The following is a 15,767-nucleotide window of genomic DNA, read 5'->3' as shown; positions in this document are numbered from 1 at the left end:
CTTCACCGGCACAGCTTAGGTCAGCTTTTCATCGGTCTCATATATTGGGACACAGGTTCAATATTTTGAGATATCCGTGGAACGATGCACGCATGGCTGTTTCGTCGATCAGCACGTTTCGCCGTTGGTCGATGTTGGCGATCGCACTCACCGCGACCACATGCGCCAACGTGTTCATCAACGGCGCCGCGTTCCTCATCCCCACCCTGCACGCCGAGCGTGGCCTGGATCTGGCCAAGGCCGGTCTGCTGTCGTCGATGCCGAGCTTCGGACTGGTGCTCACCCTGATCGCCTGGGGGTACATCGTTGACCGGGTAGGCGAACGGATCGTGCTGACGGTGGGCTCGGCCCTGACCGCCGCGGCGGCCTTCGGGGCGGCTGCGGCGGATTCCCTGATGTCCGTCGGACTGTTCCTGCTGCTGGGTGGAATGGCTGCGGCCAGTAGTAATTCGGCGAGCGGGCGGGTCGTGGTGGGCTGGTTCCCACCTGAACAGCGTGGGCTGGCGATGGGAATCCGGCAGACGGCAACACCTTTGGGTGTCGGCTCGGGCGCGTTGGTGATTCCGCGCCTGGCCGAAAGCCACGGCACCGCGACGGCACTGCTGTTCCCTGCGGTGGTGTGTGTGCTCTCGGCGGTGATCTGCGCTGTGGGCGTGCTGGATCCGCCCCGGCCGGCCCGCCACGAGGCACCGGCCGAACACCTGGCCAACCCGTACCGCCGCTCAAACGTGTTGTGGCGCATCCACGCGGTGTCGGTACTGCTGGTGATCCCCCAGGGCGTGGTGTGGACCTTCACCCTGGTGTGGTTGATGAGCGACCGGGGTTGGTCTGCGGCATCGGCGGGCACACTGGTGACCGTCGCTCAATTGCTGGGCGCGGCAGGGCGGATCGCGGCGGGCCGATGGTCCGATGTCGTCGGGCAGCGGCTGCGGCCTATCCGGACGATTGCGTTGGCCGCAGCAGCGACGATGGGGCTGCTGGCGCTCACCGATTGGCTGGGTTCACCGATCAGTGTCGCGCTGATCGTGATCGCCTCGGTGATCACGGTGTCCGACAACGGTTTGGCGTTCACGGCGATCGCCGAGATCGCCGGTCCGTTCTGGAGCGGACGCGCACTGGGTACACAGAACACCAGCCAGCACCTGGCGACCGCCAGCTCGGCACCGTTGTTCGGTGCGCTGATCGGTGTGGCGGGCTACCCGGCGGCTTTTGCGGTGTGTGCGTTGTTGCCGTTGTTGGCGGTCCCCCTCGTGCCGGCCGATGAGCGCTTGCGCGAAGAGCAATAGGGCACGATGAGCGCTTGCGCGAAGAGCAATAGTCCGTGAGCGCTTGTCCGAAGGCACAGATCGACGCCGGTCACGCCCACAACGAATGCCCTGCCGCGTAAGCCGTCGCCCAGTCTCGGACCGTACGCACATACAGTCCGGAGTCGTTGTAGGCCAAGAGCGCATCCAGCCATCCCAGCCGGGTGGACAGATCGCCGCCGCGGTAACACAGGTATCCCGCCGCGGCCAGCGCCGCATCATCGATGTTGTCGACATTGACCACCCCGTCGTTGTGGGCATCGACACCGTAGAGTCGCCACGTCTCCGGGATGAACTGCATGGGCCCCATGGCCTGCGCGTACTCGGCTTGGTCGGTGCCGGCCTCTTCGATGATGCGGAGATTGCCGTTGGTGCCATCGAGTCTCACACCACGGATGGGCGGGGCAACATCGCCGTTGGGTGCGATCGTGGCTCCCCGGTAGGTGCCATTGCGACTTTCCACGGTGCCGATTCCGGCCAAGGTGGTCCAGCCGATATGGCACCCCGGATTCACCACCTCCGCAACCTTGGCCGCGTACGCGTACGCCTCCAGCGCGGCGGCCGGGAGGCCCATCGCGGCGGCGCGAGGTGCAGCCCATGCTGCGAGTTGGTCGGCGGGCCGGCCCCGGGCCGAGATGTCGATATCGGGCACCGGATCACCCGGTGGCGGCGGGATCCCTTCCGGGATGGGCGAAGCGAAGTGGCCGCTGCAGCTTGAGGCGAGCAGGATAGCGGTGGCGGCGATGACCGCGACCGGTTGTCGCCAACGTTGGCGCGCCACATCCATGTCCTACAACGGTAGCCGCCGATTGACGAGAATGCCCGTAGTCACCGCGGCTGTCATCACCAAGAGCGACAACCCGATCCAACCGGCGCTGGCGTCCCCGCGCACCGTCTCATACCCGACCTGCTGCTCCAATTCTGAGTAGACCGAATTGAGTTCATCGAGACTGCCCGCGTGATAGGCCTGACCGTGGCTGATCTCGACGATCTTCTGCAGGGTGCTGTCATCGACGGGAACCGGTATCTGCTGGTCGTCCATATTCACAGTGCCGTAAGGGGTTCCGAACGAAATCGTCGAGATCGGCACGTCCTGGTCGCGTGCGGCTCGTGCCGCAGAGAACGCGCCGCGCGGATCGTCCGGATTCCCGGGCACCGTCTCCTTGCCATCAGACTCCAGAACGATCCTGGCCGGCGGTGGGCCATCGCCTCCGCCCATTACCGCCCCGGCCGTAGCGATGGCCTGCAGTGCGGTGAAGATCCCCTCGCCGGTCGCGGTGCGTGGCTCGGGTTGCAGCGTGGCGACCGCGCGCTTGACGGCATCGTGATCCGCTGTCGGGGCCACCAGCATCACAGCGCTCGAAGAGAATTTGACCAGTCCGAGGTTGATCCCCGGGGTGAGTTGGTCGGCGAAGTGCGTCGCCGCATCGCGGGCTGCCTCGATCCGGCTCGGCGGCACGTCTGTGGCGGCCATCGATTCGGATACGTCGATGACCAACATGACCACCGCGCGATTCCGCGGGACACGGATGTCGTCAGTCGGGCCGGCCATCGCGGTGGTCATCAAGGCCAGTGCAGAAACGAGCAGCGCGGCGGGCAGGTGACGCCAACGACTTGGCGTCTGTGCGGCAGCGACTTGCTCGAGCACCTCCATGTTGGCGAACCGCAACACGCGCTTCCGCCGGGTTCGCTGCACCCACAGGTAGGCGACAGCAATCGCCACGACGGCGAGCAGGCACAGGAAGTACAAAGGATGGGCAAATCCGGAAAGGCTCAGGTCGTTCAGCATGAGATTCCGGCCTTTCGATGCATCCCATCACGATCAAACGCTTGCTTGAGTATATAACTGAACCTGAAGTACACCCGGTGGCTCGACTGGGCGCAGCGAAACGGAACGGATGGTGTCAACGGTGAGATTCGACTCGGCCGATAGTTCCGTTCGCCTGGCCCGGACAAGGAGGCGCTGCTGATGAGGGCGCTGTCTGAACCGGGTTGGCTGGCGCTGCTGGCGGTGCCGGTTGCGCTGCTGGTGCTCTATGTCGTCGCCCAGATCCGCAGACAACGTCTGTTTCGTCGGTTCACCGGCCACACCGCGCCGCGCCGGTGGAAACGTCATCTACCGGTGGCACTCGGGCTGTGCTCACTGGTCCTGCTCACCGTGGCGCTGGCGGGGCCGACGCGCGAGATCCGCATCCCTCGCAACCGTGCGGTGATCATGCTCGTCATCGACGAGTCCCGGTCGATGGGCGCCACCGATGTCACCCCCACACGGCTGGCGGCAGCCCAGGACGCCGCCAAACAGTTCGCCGAACAGCTCACACCCGGGGTGAACCTGGGCCTGGTGGCTTTCGCGGGTAACGCTGCCCTACTGGTATCACCGACGCCGGATCACGAAGCCACGGTGCAGGCCCTCGACCACCTGAGTCTCAACGACGCGACAGCCACAGGTGAAGCAATATTCACTGCACTGCAATCGATTTCATCTGTCGGCCAGGTACTCGCGGCCGATAACTCCGATGCTCCGCCCGCGCGGATCGTGCTCGAGTCCGATGGCGCGGCAAACAAACCCGCCAATCCCGACAACCCGCGTGGCGCCTACACCGCCGCACGAGCCGCGAAAGACCAGGGCGTACCGGTGTCCACAATTGCGTTCGGCACCAAGGACGGCTGGGTCGCGCTCGAGAACAATCAGGTGCCGGTACCCGTCGACGACGAGATGCTCAAGCGCATCGCCACGTTGTCCGGTGGTGAGCCCTACACCGCCACTGACATCGATGAGCTGAACCGCAACTATCAAGCGATCCAGCAGCAGATCGGATATCAGACGATCAGCGGCCCCGATCGCGGATGGTGGCTGCGGGCCGGCGCATTGGCCGCACTCGCCGCCGCCGGGTGCGCGTTGCTGGTCAACCGCAGACTGCCGGTGTAGCGACGCCGCCGATACCGCGAGCAGACGTAAAAGTGCCCCAAATCAAGCGATCTGGGGCACTTTGCGTCTGCTCGGCAGAGATCTTTACAGCAGCGACAGGATGCGCTCGCCGACCTCGCTGGTCGAGAGCTTGGCGTCACCACGGGTGGCCAGGTGCTCGCTGACAGCCTTGTCGACCCGCGCCGCCGCGTCGGTTTCCCCGAGGTGGGTCAGCAGCAGCGCCACGCTCATCACCGCAGCGGTCGGATCGGCAAGACCCTGCCCGGCGATATCCGGAGCACTGCCGTGCACCGGTTCGAACATCGACGGGTTGGTGCCCGTCGCATCGATGTTGCCCGATGCGGCCAGGCCGATACCGCCGGACACCGCGGCCGCCAGGTCGGTGATGATGTCGCCGAACAGGTTGTCGGTGACGATCACGTCGAAGCGGCCCGGGTCGGTGACCATGTGGATGGTTGCGGCATCGATGTGCTGGTAAGCCGTCTCGACGTCCGGGTATTCCGCACCGATCTCATCGACGGTGCGCTTCCACAGAGAGCCGGCAAACGCCAGCACGTTGTTCTTGTGCACCAGAGTGAGGTGTTTGCGCCGCGCGCGGGCTTTCTCGAACGCGTAGCGCACCACGCGCTCCACACCGAACCGGGTGTTGGTGGACACCTCGGTGGCAACCTCGTGCGGGGTGCCCACCCGGATCGCGCCGCCGGTTCCGGTGTAGGGACCCTCGGTGCCCTCGCGCACCACCACGAAGTCGATCTCCGGGTTGCCCGCCAGCGGGCTGGAAACCCCGGCGAACAACCGCGACGGGCGCAGGTTCACGTGGTGGTCCAACGCAAACCGCATGTTCAGCAGCAGTCCGCGCTCGAGCACACCACTGGGCACAGAGGGATCACCAATGGCGCCCAACAGGATTGCGTCGTAGCCCTTGAGCTCGTCGACGAAGCCCTCGGGCAGGGTCTCCCCGGTCGCGTGGTAGCGCCGCGCACCCAGGTCGTATTCCGTCCGGTCCACACCGGGCAGTACCGCGTCGAGCACCTTCAGTGCCTCGGCGATGACCTCCGGACCGATGCCGTCGCCGGCGATTACAGCGAGTTTCATGACAGGTCGACCACTTCCAGCGTCGTGGCGTCAACCGCAGCGGCGATCGCGGAACGCACATCCTCGGGCACATCGGTATCCAGCCGCAGCATCACGATGGCGCTGTCGCCCTCGACATCCTGGCTCAGCTGCGCGGCCAGGATGTTGACGTTGGCGCCACCGAGCAGGGTGCCGATCTTGCCGAGCGCGCCCGGCTGATCGTTGTAGTGGACGATGAGGTTGTAGCCCTCGGCCCGCAGGTCGAAGTTGCGTCCGTTGATCTGGACGATCTTCTCGACCAGCTGCGGCCCGGACAGGGTGCCCGCCACGTTCAGCGCGCTGCCGTCAGCGTGCACGACACGTACATCGACCACGCTGCGGTGGTTAGGGCTCTCGGTGGCGGTGCTGATCTCGGAGGCCACGCCACGGTCGGCGGCCAGTGTCGGCGCGTTGACGAACGTCACCTGCTCGTCGACCACCGCGGAGAACAACCCACGCAGCGCCGACAGCTTCAGGATCTCAACGTCTTCGGAAGCCAGCTCGCCACGCGCCTGCACGGACAGCGACACCGGGGCCGCGTCAGACAGGGCACCGGCCAGCAGACCGAGCTTGCGCACCAGGTCCAGCCAGGGCGCGACCTCTTCGCCGACGGATCCGCCGCCGACGTTGACCGCGTCCGGCACGAACTCGCCGGCCAGCGCCAGCTTCACGCTGGCGGCCACATCGGTACCGGCCCGGTCCTGCGCCTCAGAGGTCGAGGCGCCCAGGTGCGGGGTCACGACAACCTGGGGCAGCTCGAACAGCGGGCTGTCGGTGCACGGTTCGGTCGAGAAGACGTCGAGGCCGGCGGCGCGCACATGGCCGCTGGTGATGGCGTCGGCCAGGGCCTGCTCATCGATCAGGCCGCCGCGGGCGGCGTTGACGATGATGACGCCCGGCTTGGTCTTGGCCAGGTTCTCCTTGCCGAGCAGGCCTGCGGTCTCCTTGGTCTTGGGCAGGTGCACCGAGATGAAGTCGGCGCGGCCGAGAAGCTCGTCCAGCGGCAGCAACTCGATGCCGAGCTGGGCGGCGCGGGCCTGCGAGACGTAGGGGTCGTACGCCACGATGTGCGCGCCGAAGGCGGCGAGGCGCTGGGCGACGAGCTGCCCGATGCGGCCCAGGCCAACGACGCCGACGGTCTTGTCGAAGATCTCGACGCCCGAGAACGACGACCGCTTCCAGGTGTGATCGCGCAGGGTCGCGTCAGCGGCGGGGATCTGCCGGGCCGTGGACAGCAGCAAGGCCAGGGCGTGCTCGGCGGCGCTGTGGATGTTGGAGGTCGGCGCGTTGACCACGAGCACCCCGCGGGCGGTCGCGGCGTCGACGTCGACGTTGTCCAGGCCGACGCCGGCGCGGGCGACGATCTTGAGCTTGGGAGCCGCGGCAATGACCTCGGCGTCCACCGTGGTGGCGGAACGCACCAGAAGCGCGTCGGCTTCCGGCACGGCAGCGAGCAGCTTCTCGCGGTCCGGACCGTCGACCCACCTGACCTCTACCTGGTCGCCGAGGGCGGCGACGGTCGATTCCGCGAGCTTGTCGGCAATCAAAACAACGGGAAGACTCACGCGGACAGCCTAATGTGTGGGCCCTACCACAGCCGAACCGCGTGCGGTGTACTGATGGGCGTGGACGTCACAATCGTCGGTAGCGGCCCCAACGGCTTGTCCGCCGCGGTCATCTGCGCCCGAGCCGGACTGTCGGTACGCGTGATCGAAGCGCAGCCGACCCCGGGTGGCGGCGCCCGCACCGTGAGCGACCCCGAGTTTTCGGGCATCAGCCACGACATCTGTTCGGCAGTACATCCGCTGGCGCTGGCGTCGCCGTTCTTCGCCGCCTACGACCTGCAGGCCCGCGGGGTGCGCCTGGCCGTCCCCGAGATCTCCTATGCCAGCCCGCTGACCGACCGGCCCGCCGCGGTCGGCTACCGCGACATCGAGCGCACCTGCGCCGAATTGGACTCGGGAGATTCCTGGCGACGGCTACTCGGCCCACTGGCCGCCGATTGCGATGGCGTGGTGGGCCTCATCCTCGGTGACAAACGGTCGATACCCCCGTCTCTGGGCGCGGCGGTGCGCGTCGCACCCCGACTCCTGGCCCAAGGCACCCCGCTGTGGCGGTCACTCAGAGGCGAGGATGGCCGCGCACTGTTCAGTGGTGTTGCCGCACACACGATCTCAACAATGCCGTCCTTGGTTTCGGGAGGCGCCGGGTTGATGCTGGCGACACTGGGACACGCGGTGGGATGGCCCATCCCGCTCGGCGGATCCCAGGCCATCCCCGATGCGCTGATCGCCGATCTCACCGCACACGGCGGCGAACTGGTCCTCGGACATGAGGTCACCGAACCGCCGTCGGGAGTGGTCCTCTACGACACCGCACCGACCGCGCTGCTGTCGATCTACGGCCAGACCCTGCCGCCTCGCTACGCCCGGGCGTTGCGCCGTTACACCTACGGGCCGGGGGTAGCGAAGGTCGATTTCGTGCTGAGCGGCGAGATACCTTGGCGTGACCCACGTCTGGTCCTGGCACCGACGCTGCACCTGGGCGGCAGCCGCGCCCAGATGGCGCTGGCCGAGTCCGAGATCGCCGCAGGCCGCCACGCCGAGTGGCCCATGGTGCTGGCCGCACTCCCCCATATCGCCGACCCCTCCCGCATCGATGACGCCGGCCGCCGCCCGTTGTGGACCTACGTCCACGTACCCAACAACTCCACGCTGGACATGGCCGAGACCGTGACCGGGATCTTCGAACGGTTCGCCCCGGGCTTTCGCGATGTCGTGGTCGCCGTACGCAGCGTGCCGGCGTCGCGGATGGACGAACACAACGCCAATCTGGTCGGCGGCGATATCGGGGTCGGCGGCAACAACATGGCCAGCGCTCTGCTGGGACCCACTCCGCGGTTCGATCCCTGGACCACACCGATCCCCAAGGTCTACCTGTGCTCGTCGGCCACCCCGCCCGGCGGTGGCGTGCACGGGATGGCCGGGTTCTACGCGGCCCGCACCGTCTTGAAACGCGAGTTCGGCATCCAGGATCTGCCTAAGCTGGCGCCATGACCACCACCAAGCCCAAGGTCGCCGTCATCTACTACTCCGCGACCGGCCACGGCACCACGATGGCCCGACGCGTCACCGCCACTGCGGAAGCCGCGGGTGCCGAGGTGCGGCTGCGCCCTGTTGCCGAAACCGCCGCCCCGGAATCCTTCGCCCACAATCCGGCCTGGACCGCCAATTACGAAGCCACCAAAGATCAACCGAGGGCCACCGGTGACGACATCGTGTGGGCGGACGCGGTGATCTTCGGCTCCCCCACCCGATTCGGTTCTGTCGCTTCGCAATTGCGGGGATTTCTGGACTCGCTCGGCGGCCTCTGGTCGCAGGGCAAGCTCGCCGACAAGGTCTACGCCGGGTTCACCTCGACCAACACCGCCCATGGCGGGCAGGAGACCACGCTGCTGACGCTGTACGTCACGTTGATGCACTGGGGTGGGATCATCGTGCCGCCGGGCTACACGGACCCGCTGAAATTCGTCGACGGCAACCCGTACGGCGCGAGCCTGATCGCCAACCACGACAACATCAGCGAATTCGACGACGCCACCTACGACGCGCTGGATCACCTGGCCCGTCGTGTGGTCAGCGTGGCTGCGCGCCTGAGCTCCTGACGAGAACTGCTGCGCCGCAGACCTGCCGGGACCGCTTAGATTTGAACGGTGAACACGGGCTTCGCGCGGTTGGTGGGAACCGTCCCCCACACGGATCCGATCATGACGTTGTTCGCGGTGGGCGACCTGGAGCTCTATCACGTGAGTCCGCCGTTGCACGGCTACAACGTCGTGGCCGCTTCACAACAGCTGTGGGCCATGCGCGCGCAGTGCATCTACCCGGATGGTCGGATCGAGCCGGCCGAGCCTGACGATCCGGTGTCGACCGAGCTCTACGGCGTGGTCGGTGAAGGTCTGCAGATCGACGGTACCGGGAAGCTGCCCGGAAGCGCCGACGGCAGGAACGTGTCCCGCACGCTGGCCGCGCTCGACTACCGAATTGTCTAGAACGCGAAAGGCCAGTTATTGCACGCGCTTTCAATGCTTGCGTGCAATAACTGGCCAGTCAGCGTGAAAAATTAGGCCGTTTCGGTGATCGGCCGGTCGACCCAGCTCATCAGGTCGCGCAGCTGCTTGCCGGTGACCTCGATCGGGTGCTCGGCGTTGGCCTTGCGCAGCGCCTCGAGCTCCTTGTTGCCGCCCTCCACGTTGGCGACCAGACGCTTGACGAAGGTGCCGTCCTGGATGTCGGTCAGGATGTCCCGCATACGCTGCTTGGTGTCGGCATCGATGACGCGCGGACCCGACAGGTAGCCGCCGAACTCCGCGGTGTCGCTCACCGAGTAGTTCATGCGGGCGATGCCACCCTCGTACATCAGGTCGACGATGAGCTTGAGCTCGTGCAGCACCTCGAAGTAGGCCATCTCCGGGGCATAGCCCGCCTCAACCATGACCTCGAAGCCGGCCTTGACCAGCTCTTCGGTGCCGCCGCAGAGCACGGCCTGCTCACCGAAGAGGTCGGTCTCGGTCTCTTCCTTGAAGGTGGTCTTGATGACGCCGGCGCGGGCACCACCGATCGCGGCGGCGTAGGACAGCGCCAGGGCCTGGCCCTCGCCCTTGGGGTCCTGGTCGACGGCGATCAGGCAGGGCACGCCCTTGCCGTCGACGAACTGGCGACGCACCAGGTGGCCGGGGCCCTTGGGGGCGACCATGCCGACGGTGACGTTGGCCGGGGCCTTGATCAGACCGAAGTGGATGTTGAGGCCGTGGCCGAAGAACAGCGCGTTGCCGTCCTCCAGGTTGGGCTCGATGTCGTTCTTGAAGATCTCGGCCTGCGCGGTATCGGGTGCGAGCACCATGATCACGTCGGCCCACTTGGCCACCTCGGCCGGGGTGTCGACCTCGAGGCCCTGCTCCTCGACCTTGACGCGGGACTTCGAGCCCTCTTTCAGACCGACCTTGACCTGCACGCCCGAGTCGCGCAGCGAAAGCGAATGCGCGTGCCCCTGGCTGCCGTAGCCGATGACGGCGACCTTACGACCCTGGATGATCGACAGGTCCGCGTCGGCGTCGTAAAACATCTCAACTGCCATGCGAAATATTCCTTCTCTTTCTAGCTCTACAGCCGATTAACGCTACTTGACGTGCTTACTTCACTGCGCTGATACCACGGGGTCCGCGCGAGACCGACACCATGCCGGACTGTGCGATCTCGCGGATACCGTAGGGCTCCAGGACCCGCAGCAGGGCCTCCAGCTTCTCCGCCGTACCGGTCGCCTCGACCGTCAGGGACTCGGTCGAAACATCAACGACCTTGGCGCGGAACAGGTTCACTGCTTCGATGACCTGGCCGCGGTTGGTCGCATCGGCCCGCACCTTGATCAGGGCGAGTTCGCGCGAGACGGAATTGTCGTCCTCCTGCTCGACGATCTTGATCACGTTGATCAGCTTGTTGAGCTGCTTGGTGATCTGCTCCAGCGGCGATTCCTCGACGCTGACCACGATCGTCATCCGCGACAGGTGCTTCTGCTCGGTGGCACCCACAGCCAGGGACTGGATGTTGTAGCCGCGACGGGAGAACAGCGTGGCCACCCGGGCGAGCACGCCGGGCTTGTCCTCGACCAACACCGACAGGGTGTGGGTGGGGGTGGAGTTGCTCATCAGGCATGCCCCTCTTCATCGTTCTCGTCGAACAGCGGCCGGATATCGCGGGCCGCCATGATCTCGTCGTTGCTGGTACCGGCGGCGACCATCGGCCACACCTGCGCGTCGGCACCGACGATGAAGTCGATGACCACCGGGCGGTCGTTGATGGCCCGGGCCTGGTTGATGACGTCCTCGACGTCTTCGGCCCGCTCGCAGCGCAGTCCGACGCAACCCAGCGCCTCGGCCAGCTTGACGAAGTCGGGGATCCGGCGTGAGTGCGTAGCCAAATCGGTCTGGCTGTAGCGCTGGTCGTAGAACAGCGTCTGCCACTGCCGCACCATGCCGAGGTTGCCGTTGTTGATCAACGCCACCTTGATCGGTGCACCTTCGATGGCGCAGGTAGCCAGTTCCTGGTTGGTCATCTGGAAGCAGCCGTCGCCGTCGATGGCCCACACCTCGGCCTCGGGACGGGCGAACTTGGCGCCCATGGCCGCGGGGACGGAGAAGCCCATGGTGCCCAGCCCGCCGGAGTTCAGCCAAGTCTTCGGGTTCTCGTACTTGACGAACTGCGCGGCCCACATCTGGTGCTGACCCACACCCGCGACGTAGATCGCTTCCGGTCCGGCGATCTGGCCCAGCTTCTCGATGACGTACTCGGGGCTGAGGCTGCCGTCGCTCTGCGGACCGTAGCTCAGCGGGTACGTCGACTTGAGGCCCGACAGATACTCCCACCAGCTGTCCATTTTCAGTGCGGCACTGGTGGTTCCGTCGCGGCGCAGCACCTCGATGAGATCGGTGATGACAGCCTTCACGTCACCCACGATCGGCACGTCGGCGTGCCGGTTCTTGCCGATCTCCGCGGGGTCGATGTCGGCGTGGATCACCTTCGCCTCAGGGGCGAACGAGGACAGCTGGCCGGTGACCCGGTCGTCGAACCGGGTGCCCAGGGCGATCAGCAGGTCGCTCTTCTGCAATGCACCCACGGCGGCCACGGTGCCGTGCATGCCCGGCATCCCCAGGTGCTGCGGGTGGCTGTCCGGGAACGCGCCACGGGCCATCAGCGTGGTGACGACCGGGATACCGGTCAGCTCGGCCAGTTCGAGCAGCTCGGTACTGGCCTCACCGCGGATGACACCACCGCCGACGTAGAGCACCGGCTTGCGGGCCGCGGCGATCAGCTTGGCGGCTTCGCGCACCTGACGGCTGTGCGGTTTGGTGTTCGGCTTGTAGCCGGGCAGATCCATCTGCGGCGGCCACGCGAAGGTGCACTGGCCCTGCAGGATGTCCTTGGGGATGTCGACGAGCACCGCACCCGGGCGCCCAGAACTGGCGATGTGGAAGGCCTCGGCCATCACCTGGGCGATGTCGTCACCGTTGCGCACCAGGAAGTTGTGCTTGGTGATCGGCATGGTGATGCCGGAGATGTCGGCTTCCTGGAAGGCGTCGGTGCCGATCAGGCCGCGACCCACCTGCCCGGTGATGGCCACCACAGGGATGGAGTCCATCTGGGCATCGGCCAGCGGGGTGACCAGGTTGGTCGCGCCGGGGCCCGACGTCGCCATCATCACGCCGACCTTGCCGGTGGCGTGCGCGTAGCCGCTGGCCGCGTGGCCGGCCCCCTGCTCGTGGCGGACCAGCACGTGGCGCAGCTTCTGCGAGTCGAACAGCGGATCGTAAACCGGCAGCACGGCGCCGCCGGGGATGCCGAAGACGACGTCGACGCCGAGCTCTTCCAGCGACCGGACGACCGCCTGGGCACCGGTGAGCTGCTGCGGAGCAACCCGATTGGGCTGCCCGGATTCTGATTTGGCCTTGGCTGCGCCGTTGGCAGGCGCTGATCCCGACCGGGCCGGCGGTCGCGTTGTCGGTGCGCTCACGATGTCCTCTTCACGGTCTGCGTCACATTCCTGTTCAGGAAGTTTTAATTTTCCAATGATTCCGGTGCGCTTGTGGGCAAACAAAAAACCCCCGTCAGCTGGCAGCTGTACGAGGGTGGCGCGTCGATGCGTTTTGCTATGCCCGGCAGAGGGCCAGCGCGGCATCAACGCGCCAACCAATTACTACGAGCAATCCGGGGGTCTGCATAGCACCCGACGGTAGCTGCCGTACAGGTTAAAGGTCAAATTGCCGCCGGAGACGGGGTGATGGGCGAGGACCGCCCTTCGGCTGGTGCAAGGATGAACCCGTGAGCGCACGTTCGGCAACCGCCCCTGTCGTCATCCGGATATCGCCCATGGCGCACCTGGCAGTCGGCTTCCTGACGCTCGGCCTACTGACCCTGGTGCTGAGCAATCCGACTTCATTCTCGGTGCTGCTGGTGATCCCGATTGCCTTGTCCACGGCCATCGTCCGGTACCGCACCGTTGTCGATGCCGACACCGTCACCGCACGTTCTCTGACGCGCAGCCGCACGGTGCCGTGGGGCGAGATCAAGGGACTGCGGTTCGACCGGTCGTCATGGGCGATTGCCGAGTTGAACGACGGAACCGACCTGCGCCTGCCCGCCGTGACGTTCGCCACGCTGCCGTTGCTTACCGAGGTGAGCGGCGGCCGAGTACCGAATCCCTACGCCTGACGGCTCAGCTCTGTCAGGCGAGCGGGTTGCCGCCGTTGAGCAGCACCCAGATGGCGATGCCGCCGGCCACGCCGAGCAACAGGGCCACGAAGGATCCGACGAAGGGCCGCCGGGCCCAGCCTCGACCGGCGTCGAATCCGTAGCGACCCGGGCCGGTCAGGATGATCGCGGCCGCGGCCACGACGACGATCATCCGGTATTCGGTGCCGTCGGTGATGACTTCCGAGAGCCGGGCCTGCTCATGGGCCGCCATCGCCGTGGCGAGCAACCCGTTGATCAGGTAGGCCAGTGCGCCGGCAGCCGCGATCGGCGTGAACAGCCCGAGAACCAGTAGGACACCGGCGGCGATCTGGCCTCCGGTGGCCGCATAGGTCAGGATGTCGGCGTTCTTGAAGCCCATCTCGCCCAGCGAGGCGTTGAATCCGTCCAGTCCCGGGCCGCCCCACCAGCCGAACGCCTTCTGCAGGCCGTGGATGATCATCAACCCGCCGAGAGCCACGCGCAGGATCAGTAGACCCAGGTCCTGGGTGCCCCGCCGCCCGGCGGCCTTGATGCGGTCGTCGACGAATTCGTCGCGCTCGATCTCGGCCGGTTCAGCCGAGAAGGGTCCGATCGGGGCTGGTCCGCCCGGTTGCACATACGGCAGTGGCTCAGGGTCGGCGACCAGGCTGAACGCCGACTGGTCGCCCGATTTGGAGTCGTAGCGCGGAATCGCGGTGGTTTCGAAGTCCCCGCCGTACGCCGCCGACGGCAGGTCGTCCTCCGGGTCGACCAGGCTGGCTCCAGCCGGCCTGGCGGAATCGTCCGAGTAACCCGGTCGTTGCCAGGCTTGCGGGTCCTGCGAGTGACTGGTCACAGCTGCCAGGGTAAGTGCAAGGTCGGTCCGATCCTGGTATTTACCCCGGCGCTTCTGCCTGGTATCAGGCTGCTATGGACGCGGCACAAGGTGCCGACGTGGCGCGCACTGCCGAGGCATCCGTAATCTGGCGGGCATGAAATCGCGCCGGCGGATGACGGGGGTGGCCGCCGTTCTGTGTGCCGCGATGCTGGTCGGTTCGGGCTGTGCCCGTTTCGACGCGGCCCAGTCCGAGCCTTTCACCACTGCACCGAAGATGGAGCCGGGGCCGACCACGACGCCACCGCCTCCGCCACCACTGCCGGCCAAGCCGTTCCCCAAGGAATGCAAGGCAACGGGCGTGATGCAGGGCTGCCTGGACAGCACCAGCGGTTTGATCATGCTCCCCGACAGCCAGTCCGCCCTGGTCGGCGAGCGGCTCACCGGCGCGGTCAAGCAGGTGTCGGTGAAGGCCGAACCGAAGGTCAAGGTGACGATCCCGGTCGATCCGTCCGGTGACGGCGGCCTGATGGACATCGTGTTGTCGCCGACCTACGGCCAGGACCGGTTGATGTACGCGTACGTCAGCACGCCGACCGACAACCGGGTGATACGCATTGCCGACGGCGACGTGCCGAAGCCGATTCTCACCGGCATCCCGAAGGGCGCCAGCGGCAATATGGGGTCGCTGACCTTCACCAGCAAGACCACCCTGCTGGTGCAGACGGGTGATGCGGGCGATCCGGCACTGGGCGCCGATCCTGGATCACTGGCCGGCAAGGTGCTGCGCATCGAGCAGCCCACCACGGTCAACCAGGCCCCGGTCACCACGGCGCTCAGCGGTCTGGGCGCCGCAGGGGCCATGTGTGTCGATTCGTCGGACGGCTCGCTCTACGTCACCGACCGCACTCCGAGCGCAGATCGGCTGCAGCGGATCACCAAGGATTCCAAGGTGTCCACGGTGTGGACCTGGCCGGACCGACCGGGAGTCGCCGGGTGCGCCGCCCTGGAGGGCACGGTGTTGGTCAACCTGGTCAACTCCAAGAAGACCGTCGCCGTGCGGCTGGCGCCCGACACCGGCGCGGTCACCGGCGACCCGGAGGTGGTCCGGGAGAACGTGCGCGGTCACGCCTGGGCGTTGCAGCTCTCCCCCGACGGCAACGTGTGGGGCGCGACGGTGAACCGAACTGCCGGAGATGCCGAGAGCTTCGATGACGTCGTCTTCCCGCTCTTCCCGCAGGGCGGCGGCTTCCCGCGCAGCAATGCCGACAACACCTGAGGCACAAGACATTTCGTCATAGATCGACCCTCGGGGCCTGACC

General features: G+C 66.5%; 15 protein-coding genes. 7 read left to right on the top strand and 8 right to left on the bottom strand.

The window, feature by feature from the left end:
• Positions 1 to 92: 92 nt before the first annotated feature.
• Positions 93 to 1,286 (top strand): MFS transporter, encoded by a 1,194-nt coding sequence (locus EYZ64_RS11690; protein ID WP_167857793.1) that lies wholly within the window; start codon positions 93 to 95, stop codon positions 1,284 to 1,286.
• A 70-nt stretch (positions 1,287 to 1,356) separates the two neighbouring features.
• Here EYZ64_RS11690 and EYZ64_RS11685 read toward each other — a convergent pair whose 3' ends face one another.
• A complete protein-coding gene (locus EYZ64_RS11685; RefSeq protein ID WP_135453576.1) occupies positions 1,357 to 2,091 on the bottom strand; it encodes a lytic murein transglycosylase in 735 nt (244 codons plus the stop codon).
• A 3-nt stretch (positions 2,092 to 2,094) separates the two neighbouring features.
• On the bottom strand, positions 2,095 to 3,093 hold the full coding sequence (locus tag EYZ64_RS11680; RefSeq protein WP_135453575.1) for a VWA domain-containing protein: 999 nt from the start codon (positions 3,091 to 3,093) through the stop codon (positions 2,095 to 2,097).
• A gap of 180 nt (positions 3,094 to 3,273) precedes the next feature.
• Between EYZ64_RS11680 and EYZ64_RS11675 the strand changes: the two genes are divergently transcribed.
• The gene (locus EYZ64_RS11675) at positions 3,274 to 4,233 is read left to right on the top strand and encodes a VWA domain-containing protein (protein WP_135453574.1); all 960 of its coding nucleotides are present in this window, start codon (positions 3,274 to 3,276) and stop codon (positions 4,231 to 4,233) included.
• Between the two features lie 84 nt (positions 4,234 to 4,317).
• Here the strand turns inward: EYZ64_RS11675 and EYZ64_RS11670 are convergent, their stop codons facing one another.
• Complete coding sequence (locus EYZ64_RS11670) at positions 4,318 to 5,328, bottom strand: 3-isopropylmalate dehydrogenase (RefSeq protein ID WP_135453573.1); 1,011 nt, start codon at positions 5,326 to 5,328, stop codon at positions 4,318 to 4,320.
• Positions 5,325 to 6,911 (bottom strand): phosphoglycerate dehydrogenase, encoded by a 1,587-nt coding sequence (gene serA, locus EYZ64_RS11665; protein ID WP_135453572.1) that lies wholly within the window; start codon positions 6,909 to 6,911, stop codon positions 5,325 to 5,327. The genes EYZ64_RS11670 and serA overlap by 4 nt, the downstream gene beginning before the upstream one ends.
• Positions 6,912 to 6,971: 60 nt before the next feature.
• Between serA and EYZ64_RS11660 the strand changes: the two genes are divergently transcribed.
• The 3 genes from EYZ64_RS11660 to EYZ64_RS11650 are packed head-to-tail and all read left to right on the top strand — an operon-like array spanning position 6,972 to position 9,397.
• The gene (locus EYZ64_RS11660) at positions 6,972 to 8,402 is read left to right on the top strand and encodes a phytoene desaturase family protein (RefSeq protein ID WP_135453571.1); all 1,431 of its coding nucleotides are present in this window, start codon (positions 6,972 to 6,974) and stop codon (positions 8,400 to 8,402) included.
• On the top strand, positions 8,399 to 9,010 hold the full coding sequence (gene wrbA, locus EYZ64_RS11655; RefSeq protein ID WP_135453570.1) for an NAD(P)H:quinone oxidoreductase: 612 nt from the start codon (positions 8,399 to 8,401) through the stop codon (positions 9,008 to 9,010). The genes EYZ64_RS11660 and wrbA overlap by 4 nt, the downstream gene beginning before the upstream one ends.
• 48 nt (positions 9,011 to 9,058) lie before the next feature.
• Complete coding sequence (locus EYZ64_RS11650) at positions 9,059 to 9,397, top strand: hypothetical protein (RefSeq protein ID WP_135453569.1); 339 nt, start codon at positions 9,059 to 9,061, stop codon at positions 9,395 to 9,397.
• A gap of 71 nt (positions 9,398 to 9,468) precedes the next feature.
• Here the strand turns inward: EYZ64_RS11650 and ilvC are convergent, their stop codons facing one another.
• From ilvC to EYZ64_RS11635, 3 genes are all read right to left on the bottom strand, one after another.
• Positions 9,469 to 10,470, bottom strand: a complete 1,002-nt coding sequence (gene ilvC, locus EYZ64_RS11645; protein ID WP_210115643.1) for a ketol-acid reductoisomerase — start codon at positions 10,468 to 10,470, stop codon at positions 9,469 to 9,471.
• Between the two features lie 67 nt (positions 10,471 to 10,537).
• The gene (ilvN, locus tag EYZ64_RS11640) at positions 10,538 to 11,050 is read right to left on the bottom strand and encodes an acetolactate synthase small subunit (protein WP_135453568.1); all 513 of its coding nucleotides are present in this window, start codon (positions 11,048 to 11,050) and stop codon (positions 10,538 to 10,540) included.
• The gene (locus EYZ64_RS11635) at positions 11,050 to 12,912 is read right to left on the bottom strand and encodes an acetolactate synthase large subunit (protein WP_135453567.1); all 1,863 of its coding nucleotides are present in this window, start codon (positions 12,910 to 12,912) and stop codon (positions 11,050 to 11,052) included. Before EYZ64_RS11635 ends, ilvN begins: the two co-directional genes overlap by 1 nt.
• 356 nt (positions 12,913 to 13,268) lie before the next feature.
• Between EYZ64_RS11635 and EYZ64_RS11630 the strand changes: the two genes are divergently transcribed.
• The gene (locus EYZ64_RS11630; protein ID WP_135459955.1) at positions 13,269 to 13,610 is read left to right on the top strand and encodes a PH domain-containing protein; all 342 of its coding nucleotides are present in this window, start codon (positions 13,269 to 13,271) and stop codon (positions 13,608 to 13,610) included.
• Positions 13,611 to 13,623: 13 nt separating this feature from the next.
• On the opposite strand, the gene EYZ64_RS11625 is transcribed toward EYZ64_RS11630, so the two are convergent.
• A complete protein-coding gene (locus tag EYZ64_RS11625; protein ID WP_135453566.1) occupies positions 13,624 to 14,466 on the bottom strand; it encodes a DoxX family protein in 843 nt (280 codons plus the stop codon).
• Positions 14,467 to 14,602: 136 nt separating this feature from the next.
• Between EYZ64_RS11625 and EYZ64_RS11620 the strand changes: the two genes are divergently transcribed.
• Positions 14,603 to 15,724: a PQQ-dependent sugar dehydrogenase gene (locus EYZ64_RS11620; RefSeq protein WP_167857790.1), complete on the top strand. Its 1,122-nt coding sequence runs from the start codon at positions 14,603 to 14,605 to the stop codon at positions 15,722 to 15,724.
• Positions 15,725 to 15,767 lie beyond the last annotated feature (43 nt).

This window comes from Mycobacterium sp. DL99 (assembly GCF_004762045.1).
In the GTDB taxonomy this organism is placed as follows: Bacteria; Actinomycetota; Actinomycetes; order Mycobacteriales; family Mycobacteriaceae; genus Mycobacterium.
This window is presented reverse-complemented; position numbering and strand designations above follow the sequence as displayed.

Excerpts from the sequence above, each read along its gene's own strand:
- ilvC (WP_210115643.1), bottom strand. The coding sequence starts at position 10,470 with ATGTTTTACGACGCCGACGCGGACCTGTCGATCATCCAGGGTCGTAAG.
- EYZ64_RS11685 (WP_135453576.1), bottom strand. The coding sequence starts at position 2,091 with ATGGATGTGGCGCGCCAACGTTGGCGACAACCGGTCGCGGTCATCGCC.
- EYZ64_RS11690 (WP_167857793.1), top strand. The coding sequence starts at position 93 with ATGGCTGTTTCGTCGATCAGCACGTTTCGCCGTTGGTCGATGTTGGCG.
- EYZ64_RS11680 (WP_135453575.1), bottom strand. The coding sequence starts at position 3,093 with ATGCTGAACGACCTGAGCCTTTCCGGATTTGCCCATCCTTTGTACTTC.
- wrbA (WP_135453570.1), top strand. The coding sequence starts at position 8,399 with ATGACCACCACCAAGCCCAAGGTCGCCGTCATCTACTACTCCGCGACC.
- EYZ64_RS11630 (WP_135459955.1), top strand. The coding sequence starts at position 13,269 with ATGGCGCACCTGGCAGTCGGCTTCCTGACGCTCGGCCTACTGACCCTG.
- EYZ64_RS11670 (WP_135453573.1), bottom strand. The coding sequence starts at position 5,328 with ATGAAACTCGCTGTAATCGCCGGCGACGGCATCGGTCCGGAGGTCATC.
- EYZ64_RS11620 (WP_167857790.1), top strand. The coding sequence starts at position 14,603 with ATGAAATCGCGCCGGCGGATGACGGGGGTGGCCGCCGTTCTGTGTGCC.
- ilvN (WP_135453568.1), bottom strand. The coding sequence starts at position 11,050 with ATGAGCAACTCCACCCCCACCCACACCCTGTCGGTGTTGGTCGAGGAC.
- EYZ64_RS11675 (WP_135453574.1), top strand. The coding sequence starts at position 3,274 with ATGAGGGCGCTGTCTGAACCGGGTTGGCTGGCGCTGCTGGCGGTGCCG.